At 42.1% G+C, this 17,413-nt stretch carries 16 protein-coding genes; 1 reads left to right on the forward strand and 15 read right to left on the reverse strand.

Annotated features, from left to right (window positions below):
• Positions 1-33 precede the first annotated feature (33 nt).
• The 10 genes from UB51_RS16440 to UB51_RS16485 form a co-directional block, all read right to left on the reverse strand.
• Positions 34-1,098, reverse strand: a complete 1,065-nt coding sequence (locus tag UB51_RS16440) for a sulfate/molybdate ABC transporter ATP-binding protein (protein ID WP_044878236.1) — start codon at positions 1,096-1,098, stop codon at positions 34-36.
• Position 1,099: 1 nt separating this feature from the next.
• Complete coding sequence (locus UB51_RS16445) at positions 1,100-1,897, reverse strand: sulfate ABC transporter permease subunit (protein ID WP_044878237.1); 798 nt, start codon at positions 1,895-1,897, stop codon at positions 1,100-1,102.
• Positions 1,894-2,709 (reverse strand): sulfate ABC transporter permease subunit CysT, encoded by an 816-nt coding sequence (gene cysT, locus UB51_RS16450; protein WP_044878238.1) that lies wholly within the window; start codon positions 2,707-2,709, stop codon positions 1,894-1,896. The genes UB51_RS16445 and cysT overlap by 4 nt, the downstream gene beginning before the upstream one ends.
• A 378-nt stretch (positions 2,710-3,087) precedes the next feature.
• Positions 3,088-3,669 carry a TetR/AcrR family transcriptional regulator gene (locus tag UB51_RS16455; RefSeq protein WP_044878239.1) on the reverse strand — a complete coding sequence of 194 codons (582 nt, stop codon included), beginning with the start codon at positions 3,667-3,669 and terminating at the stop codon, positions 3,088-3,090.
• 5 nt (positions 3,670-3,674) lie between these two features.
• Positions 3,675-4,307 (reverse strand): YigZ family protein, encoded by a 633-nt coding sequence (locus tag UB51_RS16460; protein ID WP_044878240.1) that lies wholly within the window; start codon positions 4,305-4,307, stop codon positions 3,675-3,677.
• 184 nt (positions 4,308-4,491) lie between these two features.
• Positions 4,492-5,847 carry a glucose-6-phosphate isomerase gene (locus tag UB51_RS16465; protein ID WP_044878241.1) on the reverse strand — a complete coding sequence of 452 codons (1,356 nt, stop codon included), beginning with the start codon at positions 5,845-5,847 and terminating at the stop codon, positions 4,492-4,494.
• 365 nt (positions 5,848-6,212) lie between these two features.
• Complete coding sequence (gene ppnP / locus UB51_RS16470; protein WP_044878242.1) at positions 6,213-6,524, reverse strand: pyrimidine/purine nucleoside phosphorylase; 312 nt, start codon at positions 6,522-6,524, stop codon at positions 6,213-6,215.
• 41 nt (positions 6,525-6,565) lie between these two features.
• Positions 6,566-8,608, reverse strand: coding sequence for a transketolase (gene tkt, locus UB51_RS16475; protein ID WP_044878243.1), 2,043 nt, complete (start codon positions 8,606-8,608; stop codon positions 6,566-6,568).
• 194 nt (positions 8,609-8,802) lie between these two features.
• Entirely contained in the window at positions 8,803-9,552 is a 750-nt protein-coding gene (locus UB51_RS16480) for an AAA family ATPase (RefSeq protein WP_044878244.1), read from the reverse strand.
• Between the two features lie 73 nt (positions 9,553-9,625).
• The gene (locus tag UB51_RS16485) at positions 9,626-10,120 is read right to left on the reverse strand and encodes a flavin reductase family protein (protein WP_044878245.1); all 495 of its coding nucleotides are present in this window, start codon (positions 10,118-10,120) and stop codon (positions 9,626-9,628) included.
• A gap of 274 nt (positions 10,121-10,394) precedes the next feature.
• Between UB51_RS16485 and UB51_RS16490 the strand changes: the two genes are divergently transcribed.
• Positions 10,395-11,333 (forward strand): alpha/beta hydrolase, encoded by a 939-nt coding sequence (locus UB51_RS16490; protein WP_044878246.1) that lies wholly within the window; start codon positions 10,395-10,397, stop codon positions 11,331-11,333.
• 31 nt (positions 11,334-11,364) lie between these two features.
• On the opposite strand, the gene UB51_RS16495 is transcribed toward UB51_RS16490, so the two are convergent.
• The 5 genes from UB51_RS16495 to UB51_RS16515 all read right to left on the reverse strand — a co-directional run bounded on the left by UB51_RS16495 (position 11,365) and on the right by UB51_RS16515 (position 17,339).
• Positions 11,365-13,551 carry an MMPL family transporter gene (locus UB51_RS16495; RefSeq protein ID WP_052675971.1) on the reverse strand — a complete coding sequence of 729 codons (2,187 nt, stop codon included), beginning with the start codon at positions 13,549-13,551 and terminating at the stop codon, positions 11,365-11,367.
• Positions 13,552-13,577: 26 nt separating this feature from the next.
• The gene (locus UB51_RS16500; protein WP_044878247.1) at positions 13,578-14,726 is read right to left on the reverse strand and encodes an NAD(P)/FAD-dependent oxidoreductase; all 1,149 of its coding nucleotides are present in this window, start codon (positions 14,724-14,726) and stop codon (positions 13,578-13,580) included.
• Positions 14,714-15,469 (reverse strand): methyltransferase domain-containing protein, encoded by a 756-nt coding sequence (locus tag UB51_RS16505; protein ID WP_044878248.1) that lies wholly within the window; start codon positions 15,467-15,469, stop codon positions 14,714-14,716. The genes UB51_RS16500 and UB51_RS16505 overlap by 13 nt, the downstream gene beginning before the upstream one ends.
• Entirely contained in the window at positions 15,456-16,610 is a 1,155-nt protein-coding gene (locus UB51_RS16510) for a type III polyketide synthase (protein WP_044878249.1), read from the reverse strand. The genes UB51_RS16505 and UB51_RS16510 overlap by 14 nt, the downstream gene beginning before the upstream one ends.
• 270 nt (positions 16,611-16,880) lie before the next feature.
• Positions 16,881-17,339 (reverse strand): macro domain-containing protein, encoded by a 459-nt coding sequence (locus tag UB51_RS16515; RefSeq protein WP_044878250.1) that lies wholly within the window; start codon positions 17,337-17,339, stop codon positions 16,881-16,883.
• Positions 17,340-17,413 lie beyond the last annotated feature (74 nt).

The following is a 17,413-nucleotide window of genomic DNA, read 5'->3' on the forward strand; positions in this document are numbered from 1 at the left end:
GAGTACGTCACTTCCCTTGTACAAGATAACAGATTAGATCATCATGGGCATCGGATCATCCTTCAGCTTGTTCTCCATAATCCAGCTGCGATCATCATTGAATAAATAAGCACGATGTACTAATACACTGACTTCCTCACCGATCTTCAACGTTTCTTTCTCAAGTGAACGATAGGTAATCAGCTTATGGGCACCCACTTCCACTTCAACCAGCCATTCACTGCCCCGGAAATGAAGATGCTTCACGAAACCTTGTTCTGTAGCTGAAGCTAGTATAAATTCATGTTTGTGACCGACCTCAATATATTCTGGTCTTATAAGTGCGCGCGTCCCTCCGTGCTTGCCTACTTCTTCAAACCCTTTCAATTCAGCAGCATTCTCAATGACGGTTGATTCTCCAATGAATGACGCTACAAAAGGAGTTTTGGGCTCTTTATAGATATCCCATGGTGTTCCCTTCTGTTCCACACGTCCTTGATTAATTACCATAATCTCATCTGCTACTTCAATCGCTTCATCTTGGTCATGAGTTACGAAGATGGATGTGATACCTACGCGTTCAATAAGGTCCCTAAGCCACGTACGTAGCTCCTGCCTAATCTTCGCATCAATAGCTGCAAAGGGCTCATCCAGTAGCAATAGCTGCGGCTCTGGGGCTAATGCTCGTGCAAAGGCAACCCTCTGCCGTTGTCCACCAGATAGTTGATGTGGATAACGCTTCTCGAAACCCTTCAGACCCGTTAATTCAACCAACTCCATGACACGATCCTTCACTTTAGCCTTTGGCATTTTCTTCACATTTAACCCGAATGCAATGTTATCAAATACGGACATATGCTTGAATAATGCATAGTTCTGGAATACGAACCCAATCCCTCTCTCTTGTGGTGGAAGTCCATTCACCAATTCACCATGAAAACGTATTTCACCAGAATCTAAATCTTCAAGACCTGCCAGCATTCGCAATATTGATGTTTTACCTCCACCACTCGGTCCCAATAGCCCAATGAGGTGCCCTTTCTCAATCTCAAAACTAACGTCCTTTACGGCATGGAAATCTCCAAAATGTTTGTTAAGGTTGCGGACTTCAATATGCATATCAGGACACGCCCTTTCTTTTTTTCGCCCACTCCATTAATAGAAGTAGTCCAACCGAGAATGCAATAAGCACTAGCGCTACACTATTTGCCGCTGTCACATTGAAATTCTCAACATCTTGATACACAAGTGTTGTTGCCGTCTGAGTCTTGTTCATAATGTTACCCGAGACGACCAGTACCGCACCGAACTCCCCAACCGAGCGAGCTACGGTTAGTACCACGCCATAGACAACTGCCCATTGAATCGAAGGCCAAGTTACCTTCCAGAATGTCGTCCATGGGTAAGCCCCAAGTGTGGATGCAGCCTCTTCTTGCTGTGAGCCAATCTCTTGTAAGACAGGCATAACCTCTCTTACCATGAGTGGAAAAGTCACGAACAAGGTTGCAATCACCATGCCTGGAAATGCGTAAACAATTTTGAACCCTATATTCTCAAAAAAAGCTCCCATCACACTGCTAGGTCCTAGCAATAACACAATCATTAATCCACCTATAATCGGAGAAACCGCAAAAGGCAAATCTACAATGCTATTTAGGAAGCTCTTCAATCTTTTACTAAGCCAAGTACCTCTAACCAAATAGATAGCCATCATAATACCGAACAACGTATTAATAAGTGTTACTACAACAACGATGAGTCCCGTCATCATCAGTGCATGTAGGGCTTCTGGTCTGAGTAAAGCATCACCTAAACCACTAAAGCCATCGTTAAAGGCACCTGTGGTAATTTTAATAAGTGGAGCAATTAAGAGTAATGTGAATACTAGATATGTCAGTGTTATCCACCATCTCCTCATGATCGTCTCCCCCTCATCTGCACCATGTTAATACACCACAGGATTGCGAAGGATAAGGTAAGCAGAATGATAGAGACAGCTGCGGCACCTACCGTATTGTCACTTTCAACTTCACCATAAATAAATACAGAAGCAATCAAGGTTTTCCCTGGAATATTACCCGCGACCAACACAACAGCTCCAAATTCAGCCAAAGCTCTAGAGAAAGCAAGCATACCTCCACTAATCATACCTGGTGCCATGGATGGCAATAGAATCGAACGAAATACGCGCGTGTTGGAGGCCCCCATCGTATAAGCAGCTTCCTCTTCTGAGTGATCCATCTCTTCCAAAAGAGGCTGTACTGCCCGAATAACAAACGGAAAGGTTACGAATACCATAGCAATCACGATAGCTGGTTGATGAAATACAATTTCAAAACCGATAGACTCCGCAGCAGAGCCAATGAGACTACCGGGTCCTAGTAATAGCAAGATCATAAGTCCCCCTACAGCAGTAGGTAAGGCGAAGGGTAGATCCACTAAACTATTAAGAAACGATTTGCCCCAAAAGTCATATCGAATCAGCACCCAAGCAATCATGGTCCCTATAACTACGTTAATGAGGGTGGAGAACACAGCTAGCTTCAACGTTAAAAGAACCGCTCTCCATGCGATTGGGTCGATAACGCTCTCAACAAACGATTGCCAACCGAGTGAGAATGAATTGTAATACACACCGAGTAATGGGAGCACAACTAATAATATAAAATAAAGTAATATCGTACTTCGAAATCCCCAAGTCCAACCTCTATGGCGTAATATTGTGCCCATACTAGTTCCCCCTGCCTCCAAAATGTGAGTTGGTCGGCTCATCCGTGAAGCCTAATCAATAATTCCCATTAGACTACTTGGTTTTACTTATGAGTACTTTACCAAATATTTACGGAAGTCGTCAATAGCCGATATCGTTTTAAATAAACTTTTTTCGGTACAATAGCATCAATCACATCTGTTTTATAGGTTTTATACGGGAAATTTTAACATAAAGGAATTTCATAGTTAATCTATGATTAAAAGGCATGCAAAATAGGCGATCGGTCGTGAAGGACTGTCCCCTCTTACCCTCGCCTTTTTGCGAAATTTTCTTTTGTACGGTAAAGATGCAACGATTCAACGTTATAAAGTATGTTTATAAAAAAAAGAAAATTATTACAAATTACGGCACATCAGCTTTACATGGGACAACGCTGCTGGCTTAACTTCTTCGAAGGTTAAACGATCCTGGATATAATACGAAATAAATCCATGCATGGATAGGAATAAGGTAAGTGGTAGATTATGTTGACCTTCCAGATTGCAACCTTCGTCTGTCAAGTGTTGATGAACAATAGACGAGAACAGTTCAAAGCATTGTCCCTGTTCAGAGCGACAATAGGACAAAACCTCTTCATCCCGAATCATAAACATAATCTCATATTGGTGGGGATGGTCCATTCCGAAAGAAATAAACTCTAGCATGAGATGCTCTACCTTAGTGAGTCCTTCAGCGGATGGGTTGTCCATGGCTTGAATCAATAGGTATGCTAGACGTTTGAAGTCCTCTACAACTATAGCATAGAACAATTCTGCTTTCTCCTTGAAATGATAATACAAGGAACCGTGACTATAACCGAGATGTTGACCAATGCTACGCATAGAAATCGCATGATAGCCTTTGGTAATAAACAAATGCCTGGCTGCTTCCAAAATTCGTTCCCTCGATAACTCCTGCTCCACTGCTCTTCTTGCCATAGACGTTATTCCCCTTCAATATAATAAAGCTGTTCTCCCTCTGATATCACGGACTGACCTTGGGTCATATCAACAATCCACGATTTAAACGCCTCTGCCTCAGAATTTCGTGGTAGACAAACTATTGTGACCTTATCGGTAAAAAAAGTTTCTCCAACTCGAATTTCATGATTACGCAGTTCATTCTCTACTTTACCTAACCAAGTATAATCTACTTCCACCAAAATTTGTTGATGCAATACACGATTGACCCGTTCTCCGGCTTCAATAGCGGCAACTGCTCCATCTGTGTATGCCCGGATTAAACCTCCTGCACCTAACATAATACCACCAAAATACCGTGTGACAACAATAGCAACATTCTTAAGTCCTTGATTACGGATCACTTCAAGAATGGGTTTCCCCGCTGTACCACTTGGTTCTCCATCATCTGATTGTTTCTGAATCTCATCTCTCTCACCAATCATGTAGGCTGAACAATTATGTGTGGCATTCCAATGTCCTTTCTTCATATCCTCAATGAATGCTGTAGCTTCCATCTCATTCTCTACTGGCATTACATGACCGATGAATCTAGACTTCTTGATGACGATTTCCTTTGCTCCGCTCTGACGAACGGTAAGATAGCTTTCAATCATTAGTTAATCCATCCCCTGTATGGTTAAGAAAGCAGTTCCCCGCTATGGTGCAATCGGTGAACTGCTTCTTTAACTGTGGTTCTATATAGAATGAACAAAAGACGAACCCTCATATTCATGATTTTCACTAGAATTTATAGAGATTGAGGGAGCGCAAACTTTAGTACAATCTATATAACTAGAGTTATTCGGTAAGTCTAGCTTCAAGCTCAGCCTTTTCTTTCTCATAACCTGGCTTACCAAGCAAAGCGAACATATTTTTCTTGTATGCTTCAACACCTGGTTGGTCGAAAGGATTAACACCAAGTAGATAACCACTAATTCCGCATGCTTTTTCAAAGAAATACACTAGATAACCAAAAGAGTAAGGAGTCATATTAGGAACCGTTACAATAAGGTTAGGAACTTGTCCATCCGTATGTGCAAGCATTGTTCCTTGGAATGCCTTCTTATTAACGAAATCCATGGTCTTTCCAGCTAAGAAGTTCAAGCCATCAAGATCATTTGGATCGTTCTCAATCGTAATGTGCTCTGCTACGTTCTCTACCTGAATGATAGTTTCGAAAATATTACGACTGCCTTCTTGAATAAATTGTCCCATAGAGTGCAAATCAGTGGAGAAATCAACAGACGCTGGGTAGATTCCTTTGTAGTCCTTACCTTCACTTTCACCGAAAAGTTGTTTCCACCATTCTGACACATAGTGCAGAGAAGGCTCATAATTCACAAGAATTTCGATAGCTTTACCTTTACGATACAAAGCATTACGTACTGCAGCATATTGATAGCTCAAATTCTCAGCAACGTTAGGATTGCTGAATTCTTTGGAAGCATCTGCTGCGCCTTGCATCATTTCCTCAATGTTAATACCTGCTGTTGCAATCGGTAGAAGTCCTACTGGAGTTAGAACAGAATAACGTCCACCTACATCATCAGGAATGATAAAAGATTCGTATCCTTCTTCATTAGCCAGCTTCTTCAAGGCACCCTGTTCTTTATCCGTTGTAGCATAGATCCGTTTACGAGCTTCTTCTTTACCATACTTCTTCTCTAGATCCGCACGGAGAATACGGAATGCCACCGCAGGCTCGGTTGTTGTACCTGATTTGGAGATAACGTTAACAGAGTAATCCTTACCTTCAACCAGATCTAACAGATGAGTAAGATATGTAGAACTGATATTGTTACCTGCGAAATAAATTTCAGGCGTTTTACGTTTGTCTTTAGGTAGCATGTTATAGAACGAGTGCGACAATGCTTCAATAGCTGCACGAGCACCTAGGTAAGAACCACCGATTCCGATGACGATAAGCACCTCAGAGTCGCTTTGAATCTTGCTAGCGGCCTTCTGAATGCGAGCAAATTCTTCTTTATCATATTGTGTAGGCAGATCGATCCAACCTAAGTAGTCAGATCCAGTTCCCGTTCCGTTATGCAACTGTTCGTGTGCCAACTTGATTGGCTCCGCTAAATAATCAATTTCGTGTTGATTAATGAAGGAAAGTGCTTTGCTGTAATCAAAATTAATATTTTTAGACATGAGTATGGACAGCCTCCTATGTGATCTTTATTTCTATTTCCGTAAACTTCTTTAGAAATAGGATACTTTAAATTCATATTACTGGCAAGGTCATAACCTGACACTAGATCTTGTCTTGGATCTGATACTCTACCTCCCATGGATTGTACCAGAACCCCATATTAAAATAAATGAGATTTGTATCCTTGAGCCAACATTCTAATTGTTCAAAAAAGGGTAGCTTGGATTTCACTCCACGCCTACCCTCTTTTGTTATATCTACAATCAGAGCTACTTAGTGTCCACATGTTGAAATGGAGTTTAGCGCTTCTTCATTTCATTACTGTGTACACTTAATGAAATGTAGGTTAGCCTTCTTCATTTCATTAAGTGTAGGAGCAGCAGTAGTCCGTTACACTCCGGATTTCCAGTGAGAACTTAGAATGTGCTGGCACATGAAAAGTAGCCTGCCCCTCAATCTTGAGCCAATCACTCTCACCCGGAAGCAGTACATCGAGGTCTCCAGACAGGATTTCCATAATCTCCGCTCCATCTGTGCCAAATTCATAAGTACCTGGCAACATAATTCCAAGCGTTACTTTACTTCCATCCTGCTGAATCACCGTACGGCTTGTAACTTTACCGTCATAATAAACGTTCGCGGCTTTAACAATAGTTGCATTGTTGAACTGTGACATCGGCTCCACTACTCCTTATATTAAGCTAGCTAAGGGTACGATTATAGCAACGCCTTAACGCGGCTAACTACATTCTCTACCGTAAAGCCGTATTCTTTAATGACACGATCACCTGGTGCGGATGCTCCGAAAGTGGAAATGCCTAGAATATCACCTTGATCACCGACATATTTCTCCCAACCTAGAGGATAAGCCATTTCTATTGCAAGACGGGCTTTAACTTCTGGTAGGATAACGGAATCTTTATAAGCTTTATCTTGTTTCTCGAACAAGTCCCAACTTGGCATACTAATGACACGCACTTCAATACCTTCATTAGCCAAAGCTTCCTGAGCTTTAACTGCCAATTGTACTTCAGAACCTGTAGCAATAATTTGAGCAACAGGCTTGCCATTCTTAGCATCTGCTACTACATAAGCGCCATGCTTGATTCCTTCGCGAGCACCTTCAACAGAAGCTGCAAGAATCGGTAGATTCTGACGAGTCAATACTAGGGCTACTGGATTAGATTTGTTCTCAACCGTATAAGCCCATGCTGCTGAAGTCTCATTCGCATCCGCAGGGCGAATAACCGTAAGACCTGGGATAATACGTAATGAAGCCAATTGTTCGATAGGTTCATGCGTTGGACCATCTTCACCAACAGCGATACTATCATGTGTCAATACATAAGTCACAGGAAGACCCATAATAGCCGCTAGACGAATTGCTGGACGTAAATAGTCTGTGAATACGAAGAATGTACCCCCGAAAATTTTGAGTCCTTGATGAAGTGCAATCCCGTTCATTGCTGCAGCCATACCGAATTCACGTACACCGTAGTATACATTGCGTCCTTCATAGCTCTCCGATGTAAATGAAGAAAGACCGTTCAGGTGAGTCATCGTTGAGCTCTCCAAGTCAGCAGATCCACCTAGAAGTTGTGGTACACGACCAACTAGACCATTCAAAGCATTACCAGAAGCTACACGAGTAGATACTGCTTTATCTTCCACTCCATACTTAGGAAGATCTGTATCCCAACCTTGTGGTAACTCGCCTGCAACAGCTTGTTCGAATTGAGCTGCAAGTTCAGGATGCGCTTGTTTGTACTTCGTGAACTGCTCATCCCACGCTTTATTAACAGCAATGCCATGCTCTTTCACTTTAGCGAAATGCTCACGTACTTCTTGAGGTACATAAAAATCTTCTTCATATACCCATTTGTAGAAATCCTTCGTCAATTTAGCTTCTTCAGCACCTAATGGAGAACCATGAGTACCACCGTGTCCGCCTTTACCTTGTTTGTTCGGACTTCCGTAACCGATCACAGTCTTCACTTCGATCAATGTAGGACGGTCAGGATCCGCTTGTGCTTCAGCAATCGCCTTTTCAATCGCTGGAAGATCGTTACCGTCTTCTACGCGAAGTACTTGCCAGCCGTAAGCTTCAAAACGTTGCTGAACATTCTCAGAGAATGACAAATTCAATTTACCATCCAAAGAAATATCATTGGAATCATACAGCGTGATCAGTTTACCTAGTTTAAGATGTGCAGCTAGAGATGCGGCTTCGCTAGAAATACCCTCCATCAAATCTCCATCACCACAAATGGCATAAGTAAAGTGATCCACTACGTTATAGTTATCTTTATTGTAAGTTGCCCCAAGCTGAGCTTCAGCCATAGCCATACCTACAGCCATACCAATACCTTGTCCAAGTGGACCTGTTGTTGCATCAACACCAGCTGTGTGGCCGTATTCAGGATGACCTGGTGTCAAGCTTCCCCATTGACGGAACTGTTTCAATTCTTCCATCGGAAGATTATATCCACTCAAGTGTAACAAGCTGTATAGCAACATTGAGCCATGTCCAGCAGATAGCACAAAACGGTCACGGTTGATCCATGTAGGATGGTCAGGATTATGGTTCATCGTCTTAGCAAACAATTGGTAACCCATAGGAGCGGATCCCATTGGCATACCCGGATGTCCGGAATTTGCTTTCTCGATGGCATCAATTGCCAAGGTACGGATCGTTGTAATAGATAAATTATCGATTGTTTCGTTCACATCTTTGTTAATAGCTTCAGTCTTATCAGTCATTGTTATCCTCCTCTTACATCTATAAAATCAGTGATACGGAGCCTTCCATAACGTGATACAGTGCGTTATTATGAAATAAATCCGCTTTGAATGTTTCAATATGACTTATTGTAACACTTGGAGGTCTTCTTTTCCATAACCATGTTCAGTTTTTACATTCTAGCCATTCATTATTCAAAGGTCAGTTTAATGGTTCACTCGTCATCCGAGAACAACATGTCGAAATACCGTTCACGATGATTCAAGAAATCTCGGGTCAAGCTATAATGTTCTGTCTCTTCGTATTCTATAGGATCAATAGATGATTCTGAGAAATGTAATATTTCAGCATGGGGGTATGCCATAAGCATCGGAGAATGCGTCGCAATAATAAATTGAGCTTGTCCACTCTGCTCCATTTCCCAAATCAACCTCATAAAGGTTAGCTGATTCTGCGGAGATAATGCCGACTCTGGTTCATCCAACAGATACAACCCTTTCTTATCTAATCGATTGCTAAAAAAGGTTAGAAAGGCTTGTCCATGCGAGCGTTCGTTCAGAGATTTCCCACCATATGGGCCATAGGCAGACTTACCAATAAAGGGGTCATTAGCTAACTCATCAATATAATTCGCAAACGTGTCGAACGTTTCTGCTCGGAAATAAACCCCACTGTTTACTTTAGGCATCCAGCTTAACTTCATTATAGAAGCAAGTGATCCGTTATCCTTCTCCTTTTGGATGACCAGATCTTTTCCCCCAATAATACTGAAACCACAACGGAGACCGATTGATTCCAATAATGTGGATTTACCTGATCCATTCTCTCCGGTTAGAAAGGTCACGTTACGCTCAAAATTCAAGGTACTTAAGCTGCGTAGCGCAGGTATTTGAAATGGAAATTGATGCTCATTCTCATGGGACAAGCTTTCCCAATCTAGGGTTATCCTCTTTAGAAAAGACATATGCCCTCCTTCAAGTCACTTTATGACATCTGAAACAAAGAATCCTCCCACAAAAGTAGGAGGAAGATGTAGTCTAAATATAAAACGCATCAGGAATTTTTCCGAATTTCCTTTTATGATATAAGAGTGGTTCTTTGTTTTCACTAACAATATCTACTACTTCACCTATCAAAATAATATGGTCTCCAGCTTCAATTGTTTTAAAAGTTTTACATTGCATTACTCCAGAAGCTCCTGAAATAATCGGAAGATTGTGCTCGGATAGCTTCCATTCACAATTTCCAAATCGGTCAGTATCTCTACTTGCAAATAAGGAACATATATCGCCCTGATCAGCAGATAGAACATGTACAGCGAATTTATCAGTTTTTATAAAAGTCTGATAGGTTGAAACTCTTTTGTCTATTGACCATAAGACAAGTAAGGGATCTAAAGATACGGATGCAAATGAATTAACTGTAAGTCCCAGAGGAACTCCATGTTCATCAACTGTTGTTATGACGGTCACTCCGGTAGGGTAATTCCCCATGACTTCTTTGAATCGTGATATATTCGTACTGTTATCCATATTCGAATCCACCTTTCAACGTATATAACAAGATAATTAATAAATTATAACTCAAACAACAAAAAAAGACTCGAAATATTAATAAGATGTATTCCCATTTACCTACTTCCATATGTAAGTAAAAGGATAAAAACAATCTTCTCTGCCCAACTATTGTCGATTATCATTATCATGGAAGTAGTCTGCCTTTCAAAATAGGAAAATTACCAAAAAAAGCTTCTCTTTTAATCATCTGGTTTCTACCTTTTAATTGAAGGAGGAGGTGGTTATAACCATGATATCTTTCTCAGATCGATTTATTCGTGCAGCTCTGTCGGTAATAGGCTTTCCTTTGTCCTTGTTTCAGACAATGTCCTCTACATATCAGGGTTACCAATATAGACCTAGTGGACAAATGATTAAGCTTAATCAACAAAAATGGCATGTAAACGTATCCGGTCAAGGCTCGCCGACTATTATTTTGGAGTCAGGAATGGGCGGCTGCTCATTAGATTGGTGTCACGTCCAACCCGAACTAGCAAAGATAGCGACCGTTATCGCTTATGACCGCTCAGGTTTTGGCTGGAGCAACCCATCTCTTTCAGAACCAACCTGCCAACAATATGTGGACGATCTTCGTTTGTTATTGACTAAACTGGACCGAAAGCCACCGTTCTTACTTGTTGGACATTCATACGGTGGAATGATCATGAGATTATTTGCCGCCACATATCCGGAGGAAGTCATGGGTCTAGTGCTGGTGGATTCCACGCATGAGAACAGATACTTATCTGATCAGACCCATCCAGTTAGAAGGAAGCAACGGGAGAAGCATTTGAAAATATACAGACTTGGTTATTTATTGTCTCCGATAGCTATACCTCGACTGTTGAGAATGCATATTGGCTCCAAGCGATTACCTCCCGATATTCTAAAAAAGGCTCGCGCTTTGGGTTATCGAACAACTGCTTATAAGTCCTTATATTCGGAACTGCTGCATACGGGAGAAAGTAGCATCCAATTACAACAAGCACAACCCTTGAGAAAAGACTTAGCTGTCATTGTATTAAGTGCTGGGAAACAGCATGATGAATGGAAAAGAGGTCAAGAGGATCTACTGCAACTTACTGAATTAACCATACAAATTGTAGTAGATGATAGCTGGCATTCTATTCAAATACATAGACCTGATGTGGTCATAGACTCCGTGAAACGTTTATTGAACATGAGCTAGTAACATGATCCATAGGATCAGATCATCAATCCTATCGTTTGTATTTTCTTTGAAATGGCATCCACCAATTCATTCGCCCGAGAAGTGTCATTAATGAAGGAACAAGGATCAATCGAATGATTGTGGCATCAATGAATATGGCTGCTGCAATTCCGATTCCGAGTTGCTTCACCCCTACGACATCAGCGAAGGCGAATGGTAAAGTTACAGCTATCATAATCGCTGCCGCTGAAGTGATCATCCGACCCGTTGAAGATAATCCTGACGTGACGGCTACAACGTGATCCCCGGTTCGTTCGTACACTTCAGACATTCGAGATAGAAGAAACACACCATAGTCCATACTAATTCCAAATACCAGACCAAATACAAAGACAGGAATCATAACGGCTATAGGACTAGCCTCTAATCCAAGTCTTCCCTTCTCAAAGATAAAGACCAGAATACCGAACGAAGCACCTAGACTTAATAGATTCATCACAATCGCTTTGAGTGGAATAAGAATGGACCGGAACGCAATGCACAGAACAATAAAGTTCGTCACTGCGATAAATAATAGAATAGAACCGATATGACTCGAAATTTCATCAAATACTTCCTGCTGATATTTCGCCTCTCCCCCAACAATCAATGGAAGTTCCGCAGCAGCACCTTCTGCTTCTAAATTCCGCAACCACTCCCCTGTTTCCTTGGAGCCGGCGGCACCTTGTATAGTCAACCGTAAGAGCATCTTATTAGCGCTTAGTACAGATTGTAATTTGGGTTTGATTTTACTCATAAAAGGAGGATTCTGAATCAACTGAAGTAATTGTCCCTCTGTTAACAATGGAAAGCGATCAAAAACAGATTCAATCCTGATCACTTCTGGATCTTGTTTCAGACGTTTCACCCAATGATAGGCATGGAGCCAATCTTGTACTGTAAATGTGGGATTATTCCCTTCCGCAATCACAACAACTTCTGAGCTGGATGTCGAGGTAAAGTGATCATTGTAGAGTTCCATGGTTGTACGTGACTCATATCCCCTAGGGAGGGAGGAGGCATCCGGTATGTTTATGATCATATGACGTAATGGCAAGAGACAGCTAAGTAACACCATGGATGCAACCAGTACCGATAGGACAGGTTTTTTCATGATAGTGAGTGACCAACGTTCCCAGAAGCCTGGGGTTAAGAGACTCTTGGAATTCTGCCTTTTAGTAACTATACTTTTACTTACTATTCTTTTATTTAATATAAATGGAGCTACGATACCTAATAGAGCTGGAAGTAAGGTTAAATTCAGTAGGAGCGATATGATAAGAACAACCATTGCACCTAATGCGACGGTTGTGAAGATAGGGATATGAATAAACTGAATAGCCAACAGACCCAGAATAACACAAGCTGCCGAGAATACCACGGCTCTTCCCGCTGTGCTCATCGATGTTATTAACGTCTGTTCTACACTCTGTCCGGGGAGTTCCTCCTGAAATCGACTGATGATCATAAGTGCAAAATCAATACTCAGTGCTAATCCCACCATAGGGATCACACTTAATACAAAATTGGATAGTTCCATCATCGTACCCACCAAAGTCATGATTCCAAGCGTCCCTATTACCCCAATAATTCCTACGATAAGTGGAAGTAATGCAAAGAGGACACCTCTAAACGCAAATAACAATATAACAAAGGCTATAGGTAACCCGATAAGCTCCGCTATCTCCAATCCTTGGCGACTTGCTAGATTCACATCGTATTGAATAACGGATTTCCCCGTCACCCCCACTGAAATATGCGAGGATGTAGGAAGTTGCTGTCTAATCTGTTCCAATACAGGTCCTATCTGATAGGCGTGCTGACGAAAGCCAAGCAAAGCATAGGCCACATTTTCGTGAAACATCCCTTCCCTTTCAAGCGGAGATACTAGTGAAGATAGACCCTCGATGGAGCGCATTCTCAACAGGATGTTCCCAATATGCTGATGAAACTGCTGAGTTGTTACCGATGTTTCTTTCTCAAAGACAAGCATAATGGGTTCATCAGGTATTCCGAAATCTGAGGATAATACTTTCTGAACATGTGTAAAGCTACCTTTAGTCACTAACCCGTGATCTTTGAGCACCGCTGGTAACTTGGTAGCATACGTACCAAAGATGACAAAAAATGCTGTCCACAACACAATAATCCATGTCGGGAACCGAAGTGAAAGCTTAGCAAGCATACGGTATCCCATAACCCAGCTCTCCTAGAAAATAATAGCTAACCTTTATAAGATTTCAATCGCGTGGCCTTAACGAGATACTGCCCAAGTGGCGGACACAACCTTACAGCACTTGGGAACCATCGCGTAACGCTAGGCATCGAACACAAAGTGTGTGCAATCCTTCCGCGTCTAATAAGACCTGCGAATTCATGCTGAATCACCTGTGTATATTCTTCTTGCCAGCGAGCAAGAGATATCTCTCTGCGAAGATAACGATCGGCGAGAACACTGCATAGGAAAGACGAACGCAGAGCAATAGACATCCCATCCCCGCATAAAGGTGGAATCACTACGGCTGCATCTCCGAGATGTGGAATGACATGCCAAGCAAGTGGCTTAAGAGACAAATGTACTGGAGCTATAGAGACTTGAGTACCCTCAATGGGAACAGCATGTTTCATTCTCTCCATCAAGTGAGGATTCTCCCTTGAAGCCGCTTCAAGGATAGCGGGAACGGTAGTCCCCGTTCCCTTGACTACTTCCTTGTCTAATAGCGCAGCCACATTCGAATAATCATTCTCGACAGGAGAAATACCAACATAACCACCCTTTACGAAATACAGCTCCGTAACAAGCTCAGGATCAATACCTGAATAATGTGATTTGATCCCGACATAGGAATGCTTACTTGAATCTAATGTGTACGGTTCAGCGAACATACTCGCATGACGATGAGATCCCCAAGCAGCATATACGGTACGAGCTTGAATAACTTCCACTTCACCCCTGTGCTTTATCTTCACTTCGTACCCATCATCCTGTTGCTTAATCGACGTCACTGTCATCCCCGTTCGTATGATTGCCCCTGCTTGAACAATCGCTTCATGAAGTGCGGAGTCAAGCTTGTAGCGGCTTATTCCCCATGCTATACCAGGCAAGGAAACTTCTACAGAACCACCTTGCTCAAATATCAATCTCGCTTTCGTTATGAACTGAGGCTGTAATGATTCCATAACGGTATCTAGTCCAAGCTTACTAAACATCTCTTGAGATTCTGGAGACAGAAATTCGCCACAAGCTTTGTGGCGTGGGAATGATTGCCGATCTAACAACATCGTTCTCCATCCCAGATCTGTTAATTTCTTCGCAAGACTACATCCAGCAACTCCCCCACCAATCACGACCGCATCCATTATTGGCTCCATCGACTCCCGCTCCCCTCTTCCCCCTGAGAAGAATGCTGTGGAATGACAACAGCATATCGAAATAAAGGACGCCATGAATAGATAAGCCCGGGAATGCCTAAGGCTTCCCTTAACTTAATCCAATCTGCAGCACGAAACCCTTTGGCTACGGACAGAGGTCCATCATGCCGTATATAACGGTTAGTGGACACCACGTGACTGACAATCCATACTGCCAACCAAGGAATCCATTGTCGGTGGATATCGTTAATCACAACGCCAAGCTTGGACGCTTTATACATATGAATGACGACAGTATGAAGCTCATCTCCGATAAAGTGATGAATGAATTGTGATCCGGTCACGATATCAACACAAGCTTCTGATAAGTTCTTCACGTCAACTAGTTGAACAGTTATCCGCGGTTCGTCGTGAAAGAATTGCCGTGCCTCTTCACATGCTTCCTTCGTGACATCTACTAATTGAATCGTCACATCAATGCCTTTCTTATCTGCCCACCTAAGAATATGCCTATTCACATCTCCTGAACCTGCACCCACATCAAGAATAGATAATTGTGTCGGACGATCTGCGAGAATCCATAACCGCTCAACACCATAGATCGTAGGACTCGAAGCAGCAAATATTTGATTTAGCAGCCTTAAATCTCGTAATGCTTCGTGAAGATCATCTCCGCCCATGCTGAAATCATCCATCAATTCAGGTTCTTCGGCCCGGTTCTGTAACTTCTTAAAGATAAACATGATCTATAACCCATTCTTGTAGAATGCTAGAAGGAAGATACGTAAACTTAAGTAGTTCTGCTGTTAACCCAGGACCGAAGGCTAATGCAACACCGCTTGACGAACCTACTTGCCGAGTTTGAAGATCCTCACGCATCGCTTGTAAAACAAACAAAATCGTGACTGAAGACAAATTTCCATAATCACGTAGAACACTTCGGCTAAACTGAACCTGATCGTCGCTTAGTTCGAACATCTGTTGTACGATATCCACAATTCCTCGGCCTCCAGGATGAATGGCCCATAAGCTTGGTGCTTCTTCTCCATCTAAGAGCGATTCCATTTCCGTCGTTAGATAGCGCCCTAACAATTTGGGAATATTCGTTGACAGATAAAGGTCAAATCCATAATTACCAACTTCCCATATCATTTCCTCACTACACTCAGGTAGTAGAACCGAATGACCATCTCCTAATTGAAACAAACCTTTACTATTCTTATCCGCCATTCCTATAACGCATGCTGAAGCCCCATCCCCGAAGAATGACGCACCAAACAAAGCTTCTCGGTCACTTGAAGGCTGAAAATGAAGTGTGCACAGTTCCACGCATACAATTAAAATCTGTCTGCTTGACTGCCCTTCCACCAAAGTCCTAGCCAATTGAATTGCCTTCAGCCCAGCAGCACATCCCTGAAAAGTTAATGGGATCCGCTGTACTCGTGGAGATAGACCCATTTCCTTAACAAGAACAGCATCCAATCCCGGAAGGAATTGCCCTGTACAGCTTACCGTTATAAGATGAGTAATCTCTGAACCCTCAATCTCTCCATCAAGTAAGGCACCCTTCGCCGCTTGTAGCGCCAAAGGAATGGACTCTCTTTTATATATTCCCATCCGTTCTGCGGTGGAAGGAGCATCTCCTTGTCCTTCTGATGGCAAATAACGGCTTCTAGAACCATGTCCAAGGAGGCCCGGTTCACAGGTATATCGTGTTGCCACACCACATTGTTTAAATATTCTTCTAGCCCATCTTACTGAATTGGGAGAATCATGTAACGCTTCTTCTAGTTTATCTAACACCTCATCTTGTTCGATTCGGTGGGCAGGAAGAGCCGTACCTATGCCTAGTATAGAAATGCTCGGAGATTTCGTATCTATCATGTGTTCACAACTCCTTGTCCATGGTTTACGCCAAACTTCCGTTATGGAACAAGTTTATTCTTTAAACAGCTCGTATATGCATGAACGCTCAACTATCATCTATGTATCACACACAATAACTCTAAATGGGAGGTGCGCTTGAAATCTATTAGAAATTCTGCGAAAGCTATGTAAGTTCTACAAGAAATGAAATAAGCTGCCCTAGGGCAGCTTATCGTTGTTAAATCTCGGCTCTGCTCATATCCAAGGATTGCCCCCTGTCACGAGTCCCTAACCGAGCTTATATAAAGTCACTTCATAATCATTAAAAATATCCCCGATCATCTTCTCAACCACATTCCAATCCCCATTTGCCATTCCACAGCCCAGGTTATAGGGAAGAGCGACGCTAAGCTTCGACTCTATGGCTTTGTTCTTCAACTGTGTTAACGCGCTTTCAAGTGCTTCGTAATCTGTATATTGCTCCGATGTTTTACCATACTTAAATTGACCAAATAAATTAGCAATCATCGTACCATTCTGGCACTGAACGAGCTGACATCGACCAAGCAAAGATTTCTTATCTACTGCATTCATATACTCATTTTGATAAAAGGTGTAGGCTTCAGGAAACTTATCTCGTATTCCTTTTGCTGCTCCACTTCCCATGACCCCTTGGCAATTCACTTGATGGCCCAGAATATCTTCCTTTGCTTGAAAAAAATCTCCACTCACTACTTTAACTGTCATCCGATATTCCTCATCTCTTCAAAAATAAATAGAAAGATTATAATTTAACAATTATAATTGAATATATATTCTAC

The sequence above is a fragment of the Paenibacillus sp. IHBB 10380 genome (assembly GCF_000949425.1).
Lineage (GTDB): Bacteria > Bacillota > Bacilli > Paenibacillales > Paenibacillaceae > Paenibacillus_AQ.